Source organism: Xanthomonas citri pv. mangiferaeindicae (assembly GCA_002240395.1).
In the GTDB taxonomy this organism is placed as follows: domain Bacteria; phylum Pseudomonadota; class Gammaproteobacteria; order Xanthomonadales; family Xanthomonadaceae; genus Luteimonas; species Luteimonas citri_A.
This window is the reverse complement of sequence record CP016836.1, coordinates 3,411,324-3,426,748: the sequence shown is the minus strand read 5'-3', so window position 1 is coordinate 3,426,748 and position 15,425 is coordinate 3,411,324. Positions and strand designations below refer to the sequence as shown.

Sequence of the window (15,425 nt, the reverse complement as noted above, 5' to 3'; positions counted from 1 at the left end):
GCCGCTTTGAGGCGGATGCCCGGCCCCCGTCACTGTCGGTGTTGTCGCGACGGATCGACGTTGCGCAGATGGCCAGGCTCAGTGTGGCTGGGGATCGACGGCCGATTTGGCGAGCAGCGGACGCGCGCACTGCTCCAGTCGCCACAGCAGCAGGGCGACGACGACGCAGACGCCTGCCATCGTGGCGAAGAATCCATGCACGGATGTTCGCGACCACAGCGTGCCGGCTGCACCCGCCAGCAGGTTGCCGCCGAACGAGGCCAGGAACCATGCTGCGATGATTGTCGCGCCGAAGCCGACCGGGGCCAGACGCGCGAACAGCCCCAACCCGACCGGCAGGATGAACAGTTCGCCGAAGGTGAATACCAGGAAGAACAGCGCGGCCCACAGCCAACCGACCTGGGCGGCCGGCGTGCCGCCGAGCACCGCGACGAGCGCGAAGGCACCGCCGACCACCGCCGCGCCGATTGCCATCTTGCGCAACGCCGGCGGCTCGCGGCCCACCCGCGCTTGTCGGGTCCAGGCCCGGACCAGCCATGGCGTGATCAGGAACACCAGCAACGGGTTGAGCGAAAAGAACCAGGTCATCGGAATGGTGAAATCCGCCGTGATCGCCCGGTCGACGCCGGTGTCGAGCCAGATCGCGATGGTGTTGCCGATCTGCTCGTAGGCGAGCCGGAACACCACCACCAGCCCGGCAACCATCGCCATCAACTGCAGCACCGGGCGATAGGCCGGCTGCCACAGCGCCGACAGCGGCAGCGTCGTGCCGACGGTGCGCGGCGGATCGGGCGGCAGGTGCCGGCGTCCGCCGATGTAGATCGCAAGGCCAAGCAGCATGCCGATGCCGGCAGCGGCGAAGCCCACGTGCCAGCCGTAGAGCTCGCCGAGCGTGCCGCAGACCAGCGGGGCGAGAAACGCCCCGAGGTTGATGCCGACGTAGTAGACATTGAACGCCGAGCCGCGACGCGGATCCTCGCGCCGATACAGGTCGCCGACCTGGCCGGGCAGGGTCGGCAGGAACAGGCCATTGCCGAGCACGATCGCCAACAGCGCCGGATACAGCAGGGCATCGAAGGCCATCAAGAAGTGACCGAACGCCATGACCGCGCCGCCCACGATCACCGCGCGGCGCTTGCCCAGCCAGCGGTCGGCCACCAGCCCTCCGAACACCGGCGTCAAATACGCCAGCGCGGTGTACAGCCCGTAGACCAGCGAGGCCTGCTCCTGCGAGAACAGCAACTGCTTGGTCATGTAGTAGACCAGCAGCGCCCGCATGCCGAAGTAGGAGAACTTCTCCCACATCTCGGTCAGGAACAGGATGGTCAGGCCGGGCGGTTGCCCGAACCACGACCGCGGGGACTGGCTGTGCATGGGGGCCCCGCCGCCGCTTACAGCTGCACGCCAGTGGTCAGCAGTCCCTGCGTCCAGCTGACGAAGGCCAGGACCAGCCCGGCCAGTGCAACGACCCAACTGCCGAAGCGACGCAGACGCGGCCATGTCGCGGGCTTGCGCACCGCCACCCAGACCAGAACCAGCGCGGCCACCACGCCCAGCCACGACAGCGCTTGCACCAGCAGCAGCGGCAGGTCGCGATAGTCCGCCACGCCGCCCGGTGCCGAGATCGCCTTCGCATACAGTCCCCATGCGAGAACGCCGGCCAGCAGCACGGTGATCGACAGCGTCTGCGCGGCGCGCAAACCGCGAGCATCGACCGGTGCCGCCACGCCGTAATGACGCCGCACGAACACGCCGCCGACGCGCAGGACCGCCGACAGCACCAGCAAGGCGAGCGACACCAGCAGTGCAGGGCGCAGCCAGCTGGGCGAGCGCCAGGCCGGGAAGGGCTCGTAGCCGAACACCGACGCGAACGGACCGGCCGAGAAGTAGACAGGCTTGCCGTCCTCGATCTTCACCTCGAGCAGGCCGCGGCCGTGCTCTTCCTGCCACAGCCACGGCGCCACTTCCCGCCACCGCAGCAGCTGGCCATTGAGCCCCTTCTGGCCATCGACGGTGATCGTGCCGTCGTCCTGCGGATGCACCCGCACCGGCGACAGCAGGTTCACCACCCGAAGATAGGAGCTGTCGGAGCGACGCGTGCTCTGCCAGCTCACTCCCGCCAGTGCGGCCGCGTGCGCGCGGGCCGTGTCGGCATCGACACCTGGGCCCGCGGCAACGATCGGGCGCTGCGGCAGAAACTCGGCGACGAAACGCTCCCAGACCTGCGCGCGCAATGCCGATCCTGCGGCATCGCGGCCGGCAGTGTTGGTGGACACGAACAGGCCGATATTGCGCTCGGGGATCAGGTACAGCCACGAGTAGAAGAACAGCGTGGTGCCGCCGTGCGAGCGCGTGTCGTAACCGCCGGTGTCGGAGGTCATCCAGCCCAGCGCCATCCGCGGCAGGTGAGGCAGGTAGGCCGGCTGGGGCGCGAACATCTGCGCGACGCTTTCAGGGCGCAGGATGCGCTGGCCGTCGAGTTCGCCCTGGTTGAGCATCGCCAGCATGAAGCGCGCCATCGACCCGCCCGACGCGTAGAGGCCGCCGATACCGGGTGCGGTGGTCTTCTCCGCCAGCCAGGCGTCGCCCGAGCCGAGCCGGTAGCCATTGGCGACATGCGGCAAGAGCTCGGTCGGCAGTTGTTGCTGGAAGCTGGCGTACTGCATGCCCAGCGGGCCGAGAATATGCGCCTGCGCGTAGTCCTCGAACGACTGTCCGCTGATGCGCGCGACGATGTAGGCCGCAACGCCCGTGGCGTAGTTGGAGTACGCCGGCATCGTGCCCGGCGCGAAGATCTGCTCGGGCACCCAGTCCTTGAGGTACTGCTCGCCGGTGGCCGGATGGTCAGGCCCCAGCACGAGCAGATGGCGCATGCGTTCTTCCAGACCCGTGGTATGCGTCATCACCTGGCGCAGCGTGATCGGCTGGCCCTTGGTCGGCACCTCGAAATCGAGATAGGTGTTGATGTCGGTGTCGAGATCGAGACGGCCCTGTTCGACGAGCTGCATCACCGCCGTCCAGACGAACAGCTTGGAGATCGAGCCGGGACGGAACAAGGTGGTCTGCGGATCGACCGGCGCGCGCTTGGCGACATCGGAGAAGCCAAACCCGCGCTCTGTGACGACGCGGCCGTTCTCGACCACGGTCACCACCGCGCCGGCCAGATCGCCCTGCGCCATCAGATAGGGCACCAGTCCGTCGAGGAAGGTGTCCACGCGCGCGGCATCGAGGGTGCCGGCAGGCGCGGTACCCGCATCGGCTGCGACCGGCACCGGGCCCGGTACGGACGCCTCCTGCGGGGAGGGCGAGGGGACCTGCGCGTACAGCGGCGCCAGCAGGCCAGCCGATGCCAGCAGCAGGCCGGACGCGAACGCCCGCCAGCGGCGCCGAGTGATCGAATACGTCTTCATGCCGGCACTCCCGTTCCCCAGATGCTGTCGTCGCAGTGAATCAGCCCATCGTCGTAGTGCACGCCCGGCACCCGGTCGTCGCGCAGCACCAGCGGCCCATCGAGATCGACGACGTCGCAGTGCTGGCCGACGATGAAGGCCGGTGCCATGGCCCAGCTGCTGCCCATCATGTTGCCCACCATGACCTGCATGCCCAGCGTGCGCGCCTTGTCGACCATCGCCAGGCCCTCGGTCAGCCCGCCAGACTTGTCGAGCTTGATGTTGATCACGTCGAACACGTCGGCCAGCGCCTCGATCTCGGACGTGTCCTGCACGCTCTCGTCGGCGGCGAATGGCAACGGCCGGGCGAAGCCGTCGAGATCGCGTTCGCGCCCGCGCCGCAACGGCTGCTCGAGCAGGCTGACGCCGTTGTCCATCAGCACCGGGATCAGCGCATCGAGCACATCGGCGGTATAGCCCTGGTTGGCGTCCACGCCGATCCACACGTCCGGTCGCACCTTGCGCACTGCGCGGACGCGTTCGATGTCCACATCGAGCTCGCCACTGAGCTTGAGCTTGAGCGCCTTGGCCGGCGCGTAGCGCGCCACGGCGATCGACTGCATTGTCCCCGGATCGTCGGCGCCGAGGGTCCAGGTGGTCAGCAGCGGCCGGACCTGGGACAGCCCCGCCAGCGCCCACGCGGGCTTGCCGGCCCGCGCGGCCTCCAGATCCCAGAGCGCGCAATCGAGCGCATTGCGGGCGCCGCCGCGCGGCAGCAGGTGCTGGAGCGTGGCACGGTCGATGCCGGCTTCGATCACGCCACGCATTCCCTCAAGGGTCTCGAGCATCCGCTCCGGCGTATCGTCGAAGTAGTAGACGCCGCTGGCCTCGCCGCGGCCGCGGTGGCCCTGGTCTTCCAGTTCCACGCGCAGCACCGGCGCGTGCTCGAAGACATAGCCGCTGATCCGGAACGGGGCGAGCATGCGCAGCTTGTCGATCTGCAGAGTCAATTTCATGGCGGTCTCCAGCCGTCGGGCGGCGAGGGGTCAGTAATCGATGGCGAAATCGGCCAGGCCCATCAGGACCAGGACATAGGCGAGCACGCAGGCCGATGCCAGCAGCAGGGCGGCCCGCAGGATGGCGAACACGCCGCGTCGGCTGCGCAGTGTCTGCAGCAGGTGCCAGGCCGTTGCGGCGATGCCGCCGACGATGGCGATGAGGGTGCCGATACCCAGCAGGATCACGATCGGATCGAGGCGGTCGTCGAAGCGTGCGAAATCCGCCGAGCCCCAGGTCATCACAGCCAGGCCGGCGACCGGCATCAGCAACATCCAGACGCAGGCCACGCGGCTCAGGCGATAGGCGCGCAACGCGGCCGGCGACCAGTCCAGGCGACGACCATTGCGACGTCGGACGATCGCTGCGATCGGCCAGGCCAGCACGGTCAACACCAGCACGACCACCGCAGCGATCAGCAGCGGCTTGAGCCAGACCGCCGAGCGGTAGCCTTCGATCTGCAGGAAGGCATTGAACGGCGCCGCCGAATCGACGGCGAAGCCGACCGGCTGGCCATCCTTCAAGATCGCAGCCAGACGCACTTCGTTGTGCGTCGCCTGCCACAGCCAGGGGCCGATCGGCTTGAACAGCGTCGGCTGCCCGTTGGGCTGCTTCATGCGCTCGAAGCGCAGGCTGCCGTCGTCGAGCGCCTGCAGGCGCGCTTGCGACAGGAAGGTGATCTGTCCCAGCCCTGTTTCGGTGCGCCGGGCCTCGCGATAGGCGGGCGCCGCCAGCCGGCGCGCCTGCTCGGCCGCCAGGGCCACATCGACCGCTGGCGCCGGCGGCGCGGGGGCGGTGACGGGGAAATAACGGTCGGCAAAACGTTCCAGCAGTTCACGGCGGATCGGTCCGGTGACGCCGCCCACCCCCGCGCTGTTGAAGGACACGAACAGCCCCACGTCGTGGTCGCGGAACAGGAACAACTGCGAATGGAACGAGAAAGTGTCGCCGGCGTGCGAGACCACGCGTTGTCCGTTGACATCGATCTCATAGAACCCCAGCGCCATCGTGTGCAGCGGCGGCGCGAAGCGTGTCTGCGGGGTCAGCATCTGCGCGCTGGTCGACGCGCGGAGGATCGGTGTGTCGTGGCCACTGGCGGCCGAAAGATGGGCGATCATGAAGCGCGCCATATCCGAGCCACTTGCCGACATGCCGCCGGCTGGAACCGACGGCGTCACCTCGAACGCCCGCGCGTCGCCCGAGCCCCGCGCGTATCCCTGGGACACGTGGGCGCGCAGCGCCGGCGGCAGCGGCTGCCGGAAGCTGGCGTGATCCATCTGCAGCGGCGCATAGATCCTGCGCTCGATGTACTCGGGAAAGGGCAGGCCGGAGACGCGCTCGACGATGTAACCGGCCAGGCTCGTGCCGTAGTTCGAGTAGGCGGGTGTGGTGCCGGGCGCGAAGATCCGCTTGGGGACCCAATGGGCGAGGTAGGGACCGAGCGCGAGGCCGTGGGCCTGCGCAACGGCCTCGCTGGTCCACATGTTCTTGATGTTGGCCTCGAACCCGGCCGTATGCGTCATCAGGTGCCGCATCGTGATCGGTGCGCCGCGCCCGGGCACCTGGAAGTCCAGATAGCGGTTGATGTCCGCGTCCAGATCGAGCTGTCCGGCCTCGACCAGTTGCATCACCGCCGTCCAGGTGAACAGCTTGGAGACCGACGCCACCCGGAACAGGGTGCTGTCCGGATCGACCGGAATCCGCTGCTCGACGTCGGCGAACCCGTAGCCGCGGCGCACCAGAATCCGGCCGTCCTTGACCACCGTGACGACCGCGCCGGCGATGTCGCCACGCTCGATCGCGTACGGCAGGAAGCCGTCCAGCCAGGTGCCGGCATCGTCCTCGGTCAAGGCGTGGGTTTCGGCCGCCACGGGCGCGGTCGCGGCGGCGCCCGATTGCCGGGCGGAGACTGGGAGGCTTGCAGCGGCAGCACAGCACAACACGACAAGCCACGTCCAAAGACGCATGCGACGACCCCCCTCGACGGAAATCCGGAAGCGATGCAGGGGAGCCCGGCACCGCCGAAGATATCTCAATCAGGCTACATTATTCCTGATCGGAGAAATGTCAAACATTGCGTGGTGCCGGTCTGTGGAGCGGGCAGCGCAAGCGCGCTCTGTCGCGCCGCGTGCGGCCGCTCGGCCAGGGCGCGATGGACCCGAACAAGGTGCCCGCCGCGCCATCACCCAAAAAAAACATCCTGATCAGGATGGTGTTCATCCGCGCGTAGTATCGTGCGCTCACCTTCATTGCAAAGGACAAGGCCTGTCGATGAGTCCGAAGAGCCCCACGCTCGGAACCCTGCTGCGCGGCTTGCGCACGCGCAGGGGCTGGACGCTCAGGGAAATGAGCGAACACACCGCCATTCCGCTGTCCACCCTGTCGAAGATCGAGCACGACCGGCTGACGCTGACCTACGACAAGCTCCAGCACCTGGCGCAGCGCTTGAACATGCGCGTGTCCGAGCTGTTCGCCGAACCCGAGCCCGGCGCCGCGCCGCAGGCGGTGACCGCCCGCCGCAGCATCGGCACCCTCGACAAGGCGTTGCGGGTCAAGACCGATAACTACGACTATTTCTATCTGTGCACCGAGTTGCGGCGCAAACGCATGATCCCGATCGTCACCCGGGTCCGCGCCAAGACGACGGCCGAATTCGGCGATCTGGTGCGTCACCCCGGCGAGGAGTACATCCATGTGCTCGAGGGGCGGGTCCAGGTGCACAGCGAGTTCTACGACCCGGTGGTGCTCAGCGAGGGCGAGGGCATCTACATCGACAGCCAGATGGGACATGCCTACATCGTCGACACCGGCTGCGAGGAGGCCCTGCTGCTTGGCGTGTGCTCGAGCGCGGACGAAGACCTGATGGAATCGCTGATCACCATGCACGAGCAGGAAGGCAGCGTCTGAGCTCGGCCGGGCCCCGCCTTGCGCGGGCGCACGCAGGGCCTGGGACGTGCCGCCGGCCGCAGGCGATAATGCTGGGATGCCGGAACCCCACGCGCCCTCTGTGATCGATGCCGCCGATGCGGACTCGGCGTGGATGCGCCGGGCGCTGAGGCTTGCCGAACGGGCGATGGTCGAGGACGACGAGATCCCGGTCGGGGCGCTGATCGTCTCGCCGGAGGGCGAGGTGATCGGCGAGGGGTGGAACCGCAACATCGCCGAGCACGATCCCAGCGCGCACGCAGAAATCGTGGCGATGCGGCGTGCGGGTCAGGCCTTGGGCAACCACCGGCTGGTCGGCTGTACGCTGGTGGTCACGCTCGAGCCTTGCGCGATGTGTGCGATGGCGATGATCCATGCGCGGATCGCGCGCGTGGTGTTCGGGGCGTTCGACCCCAAGACCGGCGCGGCGGGCAGCGTGTTCGACGTGCTGGGCGATCCGCGGCACAACCACCGGGTCGAGGTGACTGGCGGGGTGCTGGCCGAGGTCGCCGGACCGATGCTGACAAACTACTTCCGTCGCAAGCGCGGCCGCCCGCTACGCTGACGCAGGCGAGGCGCGTGGACCGCTGCGATATCATGCGCGCCACGACCGCGATGGCGACCTGCCCATGAATGCCGACAGGCACAGCGATACCCGGCTGATCTGGATCGATCTGGAGATGACCGGTCTGGACACCGACCACGACCAGATCCTCGAGATCGCCACCGTGATCACCGATGGCGATCTCAACGTGCTGGCCGAAGGTCCGGAACTGGCGATCGTGCAGCCGCTCGATGTGCTCGAGGCGATGGACGATTGGAACCGCAATCAGCACACGCGCTCGGGTCTGTGGGCGCGCTCGCTGGAGCAGGGGGTCGGCCTGGCCGAGGCGCAGGCACGCACGCTGGCGTTCCTGCAGCAGTGGGTCGAGCCGGGGCGTTCGCCGATGTGCGGCAACTCGATCTGCCAGGATCGGCGGTTCCTGCACCGGCAGATGCCGGCGCTGGAGAAGTTCTTCCATTACCGCAACTTGGACGTGAGCACGCTCAAGGAGTTGGCGCGCCGCTGGGCGCCGCAGATCCTGTCGGGCTTCACCAAGCATTCGGCGCATACGGCGCTGAGCGATGTGCACGATTCGATCGACGAGCTCCGACACTATCGGCGCCACATGGCGGCGCTGGCGCAGCCTTGAGTTCTGCTCGGCCATATTCGGCCGAGCGGGCAGCGGGATAGCCGCCTGCGATTGCTTGCGGTAGCCGCGCTTTAAGCTCTTCTCATAAGTGCGGGGGTTGGATTCCCGCGTCGGATAGCCATCGGCCTGCCGGCTGGAAGCCGCTTCTCCCTCGGCAGGACATCCTGTCCTGACTCGGGCGCGCGCCATCCATGGCGCGCTTGGCGCGGCCTCCAGCCGTCAGTCCGCTGCTGCGGACGTATGCATCCCGACTTCGGGTAGACGCAGCACTACCTGCCGGGAAAGTCGCGCACGGCCGTACTCAGAGCGTTGCGCTGGTCTGGGGTTTGCAATAGCGCGCCATAGGCGTAGAGGCTGCTTGCCGGGCGGTGGCGAGCGCAAGCTGTATGCGTGCGACATGCCGCGCAATCCGGCTCCGTGAGGTGGAGTGGTCTGAGCGAACTGGCAGGTCTTCCCGACCGGCAGAACGTGCGCACTTCAATCGAAGTCACTCTTCGAACGACCTCGGCAGCGGACTGGCGGCCGGTGGCCGCGTCGAGCGCGCCATGGATGGCGCGCGCCCGAGTCAGGACAGGATGTCCTGCCGAGGGAAGAGCGGCTACCGGCCGGCAGGCCGATGCCCATCCGAAGTAAACGCTTCTCTCCCAAGCAAGCCACAAAAAAGCCCGGGAACAGCCCGGGCTTTTCGTGGGGCAGGGCGGTCAGCCCGCGCGTGCCTTGGACTTGGCCAGCTTCAGCCAGGTGTCGACCACGGTGTCGGGGTTGAGCGACACCGACTCGATGCCTTCTTCCATCAGCCACTGCGCCAGATCGGGATGGTCCGACGGCCCCTGGCCGCAGATGCCGACGTACTTGCCCTTCGCCCGCGCCGTCTTGATCGCCATCGACAGCAACTTCTTGACGGCCGGATCGCGCTCGTCGAACAGGTGCGCGACGATCGACGAATCGCGGTCCAAGCCCAGCGTGAGCTGGGTGAGATCGTTGGAGCCGATCGAGAACCCGTCGAAGATGTCGAGGAACTCGTCGGCCAGCAGTGCGTTGGACGGCACCTCGCACATCATAATGATCTTCAGGCCGTTCTCGCCCTGCTTCAGGCCGTTCTTCGCCAGCACCTCGACGACCTTGCGGCCCTCGTCGAGCGTGCGCACGAACGGGATCATCACCCACAGGTTCTCCAGGCCCATGGTGTTGCGGACCTTAAGCACCGCGCGGCACTCGAGCGCGAACGCCTCGGCGAACGAATCATCGACATAGCGGCTGGCGCCGCGGAAGCCGATCATCGGGTTCTCTTCGTGCGGCTCGAAATTGCTGCCGCCGATCAGGTTGGCGTACTCGTTGGACTTGAAGTCCGACAGGCGCACGATCACCGGATTGGGCGCGACCGAGGCGGTCAGCGTCGCGATGCCTTCGGCCAGGCGATCGACGTAGAAGTCGACCGGGCTGCGGTAGCCGACGGTCTTGGCATCGATCTTCTTCTTGGTCTCCGCATCCTGCCGGTCGTACTGCAGCAGGGCGTTGGGATGCACGCCGATGTGCGCGGCAATGATCATTTCCAGACGCGCCAAGCCGATGCCGGCATTGGGCAACTGGCCGAAATCGAACGCGCGCTCGGGGTTGGCGACGTTCATCATGATCTTCAGCGGCGCCTCGGGCATCGAGGTCAGATCGGTCGTGATGCGGTCGAAAGGCAGTGTGCCGGCGTAGATGTAGCCGGTGTCGCCCTCCGCGCAGCTGACCGTGACCTCCTGACCGTCCTCGATCGTCTCCAGCGCGTTGCCGGTGCCCACCACGGCCGGCACACCGAGCTCACGGGCGATGATCGCCGCATGGCAGGTGCGGCCGCCGCGATTGGTGACGATCGCCGAAGCGCGCTTCATCACCGGCTCCCAGTCGGGATCGGTCATGTCGGCGACGAGCACGTCGCCAGGGCGGACCCGATCCATGTCCTCGAGCCGGCGCACCACGCGTGCGACGCCCGCGCCGATCTTCTGGCCGATCGCGCGGCCCTCGCAGACCACCTCGCCGCGCTGCTCCAGCGAGAAGCGCTCGATCTGGGTGTTCTTGGCGCGCGACTTCACCGTCTCCGGGCGCGCCTGGACGATGAACAGCTTGCCGCTGACGCCGTCCTTCGCCCATTCGATGTCCATCGGGCGCTCGTAGTGCTCTTCGATGATCAACGCCTGGCGCGCGAGCTCCTGCACGTCCTCGTCGGTGAGCGAGAACGTGTTGCGCAGCTCGACGGGGGTGTCCTCGGTGCGTACGCGCTCGCCGGGCACGTCGGAATAGACCATCCGCAGCTGCTTGGCACCGATCGAGCGACGCAGGATCGCCGGCTTGCCGGCCCTGAGCGTGGGCTTGTAGACGTAGAACTCGTCGGGGTTGACCGCGCCCTGGACGACCATCTCGCCCAGGCCAAAGCTCGAGGTCACAAACACCACATCACGGAAGCCCGACTCGGTGTCGAGCGTGAACAGCACGCCCGATGCACCGATGTCCGAGCGCACCATCAGTTGCACGCCGGCCGACAGGAACACGTCCTCGTGCTTGAAGCCGTGGTGGACGCGGTAGGCGATCGCACGGTCGTTGTAGAGGCTGGCGAAGACCTCCTTGACCTTGTGCAGCACGTCCTCGACGCCGGTGACGTTGAGGAAGGTCTCCTGCTGCCCCGCGAACGAGGCGTCGGGCAGGTCTTCGGCGGTCGCCGAGGAACGCACCGCGACCGCGATGTCGCCGCCGCCGTTCTCGGCGCACAGCGCCGCGTAGGCCTTGCGGATGTCGGCGTCGAGCTCAGGCTGCAGCGGGGCCTCGGTCACCCAGCCGCGGATCTCGCGGCCGGCGGCGGTCAGGGCGCCGACGTCCTCGACATCGAGCGGCGCGAGCCGGTCGAAGATGCGCTGATGCAGATCGTTGTGGGCGATAAAGGCCTTGAACGCGTCGGCCGTGGTGGCGAAGCCTCCGGGCACCGAGACGCCCAGCTTGGCCAGATTGCCGATCATCTCGCCGAGGGAGGAGTTCTTGCCGCCGACCTGGGCCAGGTCGGTAAGGCGAAGGTCGTGCAGCCACAGGATGTTGGCGCTCAAGAGGAAGGCTCCGTGTCGCGTGATCGTGGACGGCCGGACCGGCGGGTCCGGCGCAGAACAGTTATTTTAGCCCTCCCGGGCGCCGCGGCGCTCGCCGATGCGACGGTCCCGTCATGCCGACCCCTCGTCCTGTGTTCTATGTCTCAGATGGCACCGGTATCACCGCCGAAACCATCGGCCACAGTCTGCTGACCCAGTTCAGCGGTACGCAGTTCAGCACCAACCGGATCCCGTTCGTCGACAACGCCGAGCGCGCACACGAGGTCGCGACGCTGATCCGCGCCCGCGGCGAGGCCATGGGCGCACGCCCGATCGTCGTCAGTTCCTGTGTCGACCCCGCGCTGGCGACGATCCTGGAGGAGAGCGGGGCGCTGGTGCTCGATGTGTTCGCGCCGTTCATCGAACCGTTGGAGCGCGAGCTGGTCGAGGCGCGCGAATCGCGCGTCGGCCGTGCGCACGGCATGGTCGATTTCGATACCTACCACCGTCGCATCAACGCGATGAACTTCGCGCTCGCGCACGATGACGGCATGTCGGTCAACTACGACGAGGCCGACGTGATCCTGGTGGCGGTGTCGCGCGCAGGCAAGACGCCGACCTGCATCTACCTGGCGCTGCACCACGGCGTGCGCGCGGCGAACTATCCGCTCACCGACGAGGACCTCGAGCACGACCGGCTGCCGCCGCGGCTGCGCGCGCACCGGGCCAAGCTGTTCGGCCTGACGATCGATCCGGTGCGTCTGGCCCAGATCCGCCAGGAGCGGCGCCCGAACTCGCGCTACGCCAAGCTCGAGACCTGCCGGCACGAGGTCAGCGCGGCCGAGTCGCTGTTCCGCGCCGAGCGCATTCCGGTGCTGAGCACGACCAACACCTCGATCGAGGAGATCTCCAGCAAAGTCATGTCGACGCTGGGCATCGAGCGGGTGATGTACTGACGCGACGTGGGCGTGCGCCGGGGGCTGCCGGGCGGTTCACTCCGCGGCGTGTAGGATCGCGTTATGCCCAATGTCGATTCCACCCGCGTCCGGATGCCCGCACTGGGCCGCTTCGGCTGGCTGATGGCGCTGTATGCCGAGAACCACGTCCGGCTCACCCGGCTGTTCCATCCTGGCGACCTGCCACCCGGTACCTACCTGTCGCAGGCGCCGGGCACGCCAACGGTCCAGCTCGAGGTGATCGCGCAGCACCGCTACACCACCGAACTGCGGCTGAGCTACACCATGCTCGATCCACTGACCGGCGAACCGGACCCATCCGCGCACCTGCGTCTGTATCGCGACGCCGGCCAGGTCGAGGCAACGCATTGCTACGTCGGCCGGCGCTGGCAGGACGTCATCGGCATGTTTCCACCACCGGCCGAAGTGGTCGACCACCGCTTGCGCATGAACACGTTTCTGGGCAAGTGGCTCCAATATCTGGTCGAGCAGGGACATGGGGTTGCAACTTTGCGCCCGAATCTGGATGATGCGCGCCTCGCTCGCGACGAAGCCGAACTGCTCGGCTGAAGGCCCCCTCCCGGAAGGCCAAAGTCGCGAACGAAGTGGAAGCGAAAACTTGTTGACGTTGCCGCACGGCATCCCTATAATTTCGCGCTTCCCACCGTGGGGCCATAGCTCAGCTGGGAGAGCGCCTGCATGGCATGCAGGAGGTCGGCGGTTCGATCCCGCCTGGCTCCACCACAATTTCGTCGACAACCACAAGGCCGGTTCTCGACACGATGCAGGCTTCTGCGTCCCCATCGTCTAGAGGCCTAGGACACCACCCTTTCACGGTGGACACCGGGGTTCGAATCCCCGTGGGGACGCCACTCAACACGCTGCGAACGGGCGACTTCGACAAGAAGTCGCCCGTTTTTTTTTGCCGTCGCGCGCGGCACACTGCCGTCATGACTTGTCGACGCCACAGGAGTAGCGTTTCGTTGGGTGCCTAGGGGGAGGACGGACGTGAGAAAGCTGCACGAGGCCGACCGGATCGCGCTGATCCGCAGTCTGGATCTGCTGTCGCTGGCGGGGCATCCTGAATTGGACAGGATCGTGGCCCTGGCCGCGTTCGCGTTCCGGGTCAAGACGGTCCTCATCTCCCTGGTCGACGAGGTGGACCAGCATTTCCTGTCCTGTGTGGGTACCGAGCTGCGCGGGACCAGCCGCGAGATTTCGGTCTGCACGCATGCGATCGAGCAGGACGACATCTACGAGGTGCCCGACCTCACCGCAGATCCGCTGTTCTCGCGCAACCCGCTGGTCATGGAGGCGCCGCGCATGCGCTTTTACGCCGGGGCGCCGCTGGTGCTCGGCGACGGCTACAAGGTCGGCACGATCTGCCTGATCGACTACGCCCCACGGCGGCTGGACGAAGCCGAGCGCGAGCAACTGCGCTCGTTCGCGAATCTGGTCGTCGGGCAGATCTCGCTGCTACGATCGATGGGGCGGCGCGACCCGGTCACCGGCCTGGCGAACCGCCAGCAATTGGCGTGGGATCTGCGCGAGTCCCTGCGGCAGTCGCCGCCCGCGATCCCGGTACCGTCGCATCTGTGCATCATCGACGTGCTCGATGTGGCGAGCGCCCATCGGTTGACCCAGGCACTGGGCGTGGCGCCGGTCGAATCGATCGTGCGACAGCTGGGCTTTCGCCTGACCGATGCCCTGGGTGAGACCGCCCGGGTCTACCACGTCGGCGTGACCCGATTCGCCTTCGTACTGGCGGGCCGCTCGCGCGACGAGGTCGCGGCGATCCTCACCGACCTGCGCGAGCGACTCAGCGCACCGGTGGTCAGCAGCGGGCTGACCCTACAGACGGTGTTCCATGCCGGGGTGGCGGGATTCTCGACCCACGATTCGGCCGACGTGCTGCGCCGGGCGGTGACCGCGATGCACGCGGCGCTGGAAAGCGGCGCGCCCTGGTGCGAGTACGACCGCGACCGCGACGCACGGCTGCAGCGGCATTACCGCCTGGCAACCCAGGTCGAGCGTGCCCTGGACACCCGCGAGTTTTCGCTGGTGTATCAGCCGCGCCTGAGCCTGTCGACCGGGCGCCTGGGCTCGGTCGAGGCGCTGCTGCGCTGGCGGCATCCCGAGTACGGCGACATCGCCCCGGACGAGTTCATCCCGGTCATCGAAGGCACGACACTGATGCCGTTGGTCACGCGCTGGGTGCTGCGCCAGGCCCTGCACCAGTTGCTGGCCTGGGAGGCGCAGGGCGTGGTGCTCGACATCTCGGTTAATTTGTCTGGCGCGGATTTCCGCGACGGTCGGTTGCCGGCGTACATCAGCGATCTGGCGCGCGAGCTTGGCGTCGAACCCTCGCGCCTGGAGCTGGAGGTGACGGAGGGCGAATGGCTGCGCGACAAAGGGAGCGTGGCCGCCCAGCTCGGCGCGCTGCAGGCGCAGGGGTTCAACGTCGCGATCGACGATTTCGGCGCCGGCTACAGCAACTTCTCCTACCTCAACGAACTGCCGGCCACGACGATCAAGATCGATCGTGGCCTGCTGGTCGGGATCGAAACCAACGAACGTCGTGCGCGGCTGATCAGGACCGTCCTCAAGCTATCCGTCGAGTTGGGCTATCGCACTGTCGCTGAGGGCGTGGAAACAGCCGGCCAACTGGCGATGCTGTGCGAGTGGCAATGCGACGAAGCGCAGGGTTATCACGTCTCCCGCCCACTGGCGCCAGACGCGTTGATCGCACTCATCCGGCAACACGACAGCGCCGCCTCCGGGTCGCCGCTGACCGGCGCGGAGACCGGGCGCCTCGCCACCGTCGGTCAAGCCGGCTCGCTATAATCG

11 protein-coding genes and 2 tRNA genes are annotated in these 15,425 nt (G+C 67.3%); 8 read left to right on the top strand and 5 right to left on the bottom strand.

Annotation, left to right across the window (positions count from 1 at the left end):
* Window positions 1-78: 78 nt before the first annotated feature.
* Genes BEN78_14910 through BEN78_14895 form a run of 4 tightly spaced genes read right to left on the bottom strand, consistent with a single transcriptional unit; the run spans window position 79 to window position 6,412 of the window.
* Complete coding sequence (locus tag BEN78_14910; GenBank protein ASR44460.1) at window positions 79-1,374, bottom strand: peptide ABC transporter; 1,296 nt, start codon at window positions 1,372-1,374, stop codon at window positions 79-81.
* 17 nt (window positions 1,375-1,391) lie between these two features.
* A complete protein-coding gene (locus BEN78_14905) occupies window positions 1,392-3,410 on the bottom strand; it encodes a hypothetical protein (protein ID ASR44459.1) in 2,019 nt (672 codons plus the stop codon).
* Entirely contained in the window at window positions 3,407-4,405 is a 999-nt protein-coding gene (locus tag BEN78_14900; protein ASR44458.1) for a dipeptide epimerase, read from the bottom strand. Before BEN78_14900 ends, BEN78_14905 begins: the two co-directional genes overlap by 4 nt.
* Before the next feature lie 30 nt (window positions 4,406-4,435).
* Window positions 4,436-6,412: a hypothetical protein gene (locus BEN78_14895; GenBank protein ASR44457.1), complete on the bottom strand. Its 1,977-nt coding sequence runs from the start codon at window positions 6,410-6,412 to the stop codon at window positions 4,436-4,438.
* 304 nt (window positions 6,413-6,716) lie between these two features.
* Here BEN78_14895 and BEN78_14890 point away from each other — a divergent pair, with 304 nt between their 5' ends.
* The 3 genes from BEN78_14890 (at window position 6,717) to BEN78_14880 (ending at window position 8,563) form a co-directional block, all read left to right on the top strand.
* Complete coding sequence (locus BEN78_14890) at window positions 6,717-7,352, top strand: XRE family transcriptional regulator (protein ID ASR44456.1); 636 nt, start codon at window positions 6,717-6,719, stop codon at window positions 7,350-7,352.
* A gap of 76 nt (window positions 7,353-7,428) precedes the next feature.
* The gene (locus BEN78_14885; protein ASR44455.1) at window positions 7,429-7,935 is read left to right on the top strand and encodes a tRNA-specific adenosine deaminase; all 507 of its coding nucleotides are present in this window, start codon (window positions 7,429-7,431) and stop codon (window positions 7,933-7,935) included.
* A gap of 64 nt (window positions 7,936-7,999) precedes the next feature.
* The gene (locus BEN78_14880) at window positions 8,000-8,563 is read left to right on the top strand and encodes an oligoribonuclease (GenBank protein ASR44454.1); all 564 of its coding nucleotides are present in this window, start codon (window positions 8,000-8,002) and stop codon (window positions 8,561-8,563) included.
* A gap of 701 nt (window positions 8,564-9,264) precedes the next feature.
* Here the strand turns inward: BEN78_14880 and BEN78_14875 are convergent.
* Window positions 9,265-11,643 carry a phosphoenolpyruvate synthase gene (locus BEN78_14875; GenBank protein ASR44453.1) on the bottom strand — a complete coding sequence of 793 codons (2,379 nt, stop codon included), beginning with the start codon at window positions 11,641-11,643 and terminating at the stop codon, window positions 9,265-9,267.
* 113 nt (window positions 11,644-11,756) lie between these two features.
* On the opposite strand from BEN78_14875, the gene BEN78_14870 reads away from it, so the two are divergent.
* From BEN78_14870 to BEN78_14850, 5 genes are all read left to right on the top strand, one after another.
* A complete protein-coding gene (locus BEN78_14870) occupies window positions 11,757-12,578 on the top strand; it encodes a phosphoenolpyruvate synthase regulatory protein (protein ASR44452.1) in 822 nt (273 codons plus the stop codon).
* A gap of 63 nt (window positions 12,579-12,641) precedes the next feature.
* Window positions 12,642-13,148 carry a hypothetical protein gene (locus BEN78_14865; GenBank protein ASR44451.1) on the top strand — a complete coding sequence of 169 codons (507 nt, stop codon included), beginning with the start codon at window positions 12,642-12,644 and terminating at the stop codon, window positions 13,146-13,148.
* Window positions 13,149-13,246: 98 nt separating this feature from the next.
* Window positions 13,247-13,322 (top strand) — tRNA-Ala (locus tag BEN78_14860).
* 52 nt (window positions 13,323-13,374) lie between these two features.
* Window positions 13,375-13,450: transfer RNA gene (locus BEN78_14855), tRNA-Glu, on the top strand.
* 181 nt (window positions 13,451-13,631) lie between these two features.
* The gene (locus tag BEN78_14850) at window positions 13,632-15,422 is read left to right on the top strand and encodes a hypothetical protein (protein ID ASR45171.1); all 1,791 of its coding nucleotides are present in this window, start codon (window positions 13,632-13,634) and stop codon (window positions 15,420-15,422) included.
* Window positions 15,423-15,425 lie beyond the last annotated feature (3 nt).

Excerpts from the sequence above, each read along its gene's own strand:
- BEN78_14910 (ASR44460.1), bottom strand. The coding sequence starts at position 1,374 with ATGCACAGCCAGTCCCCGCGGTCGTGGTTCGGGCAACCGCCCGGCCTG.
- BEN78_14905 (ASR44459.1), bottom strand. The coding sequence starts at position 3,410 with ATGAAGACGTATTCGATCACTCGGCGCCGCTGGCGGGCGTTCGCGTCC.
- BEN78_14900 (ASR44458.1), bottom strand. The coding sequence starts at position 4,405 with ATGAAATTGACTCTGCAGATCGACAAGCTGCGCATGCTCGCCCCGTTC.
- BEN78_14895 (ASR44457.1), bottom strand. The coding sequence starts at position 6,412 with ATGCGTCTTTGGACGTGGCTTGTCGTGTTGTGCTGTGCTGCCGCTGCA.
- BEN78_14890 (ASR44456.1), top strand. The coding sequence starts at position 6,717 with ATGAGTCCGAAGAGCCCCACGCTCGGAACCCTGCTGCGCGGCTTGCGC.
- BEN78_14885 (ASR44455.1), top strand. The coding sequence starts at position 7,429 with ATGCCGGAACCCCACGCGCCCTCTGTGATCGATGCCGCCGATGCGGAC.
- BEN78_14880 (ASR44454.1), top strand. The coding sequence starts at position 8,000 with ATGAATGCCGACAGGCACAGCGATACCCGGCTGATCTGGATCGATCTG.
- BEN78_14870 (ASR44452.1), top strand. The coding sequence starts at position 11,757 with ATGCCGACCCCTCGTCCTGTGTTCTATGTCTCAGATGGCACCGGTATC.
- BEN78_14865 (ASR44451.1), top strand. The coding sequence starts at position 12,642 with ATGCCCAATGTCGATTCCACCCGCGTCCGGATGCCCGCACTGGGCCGC.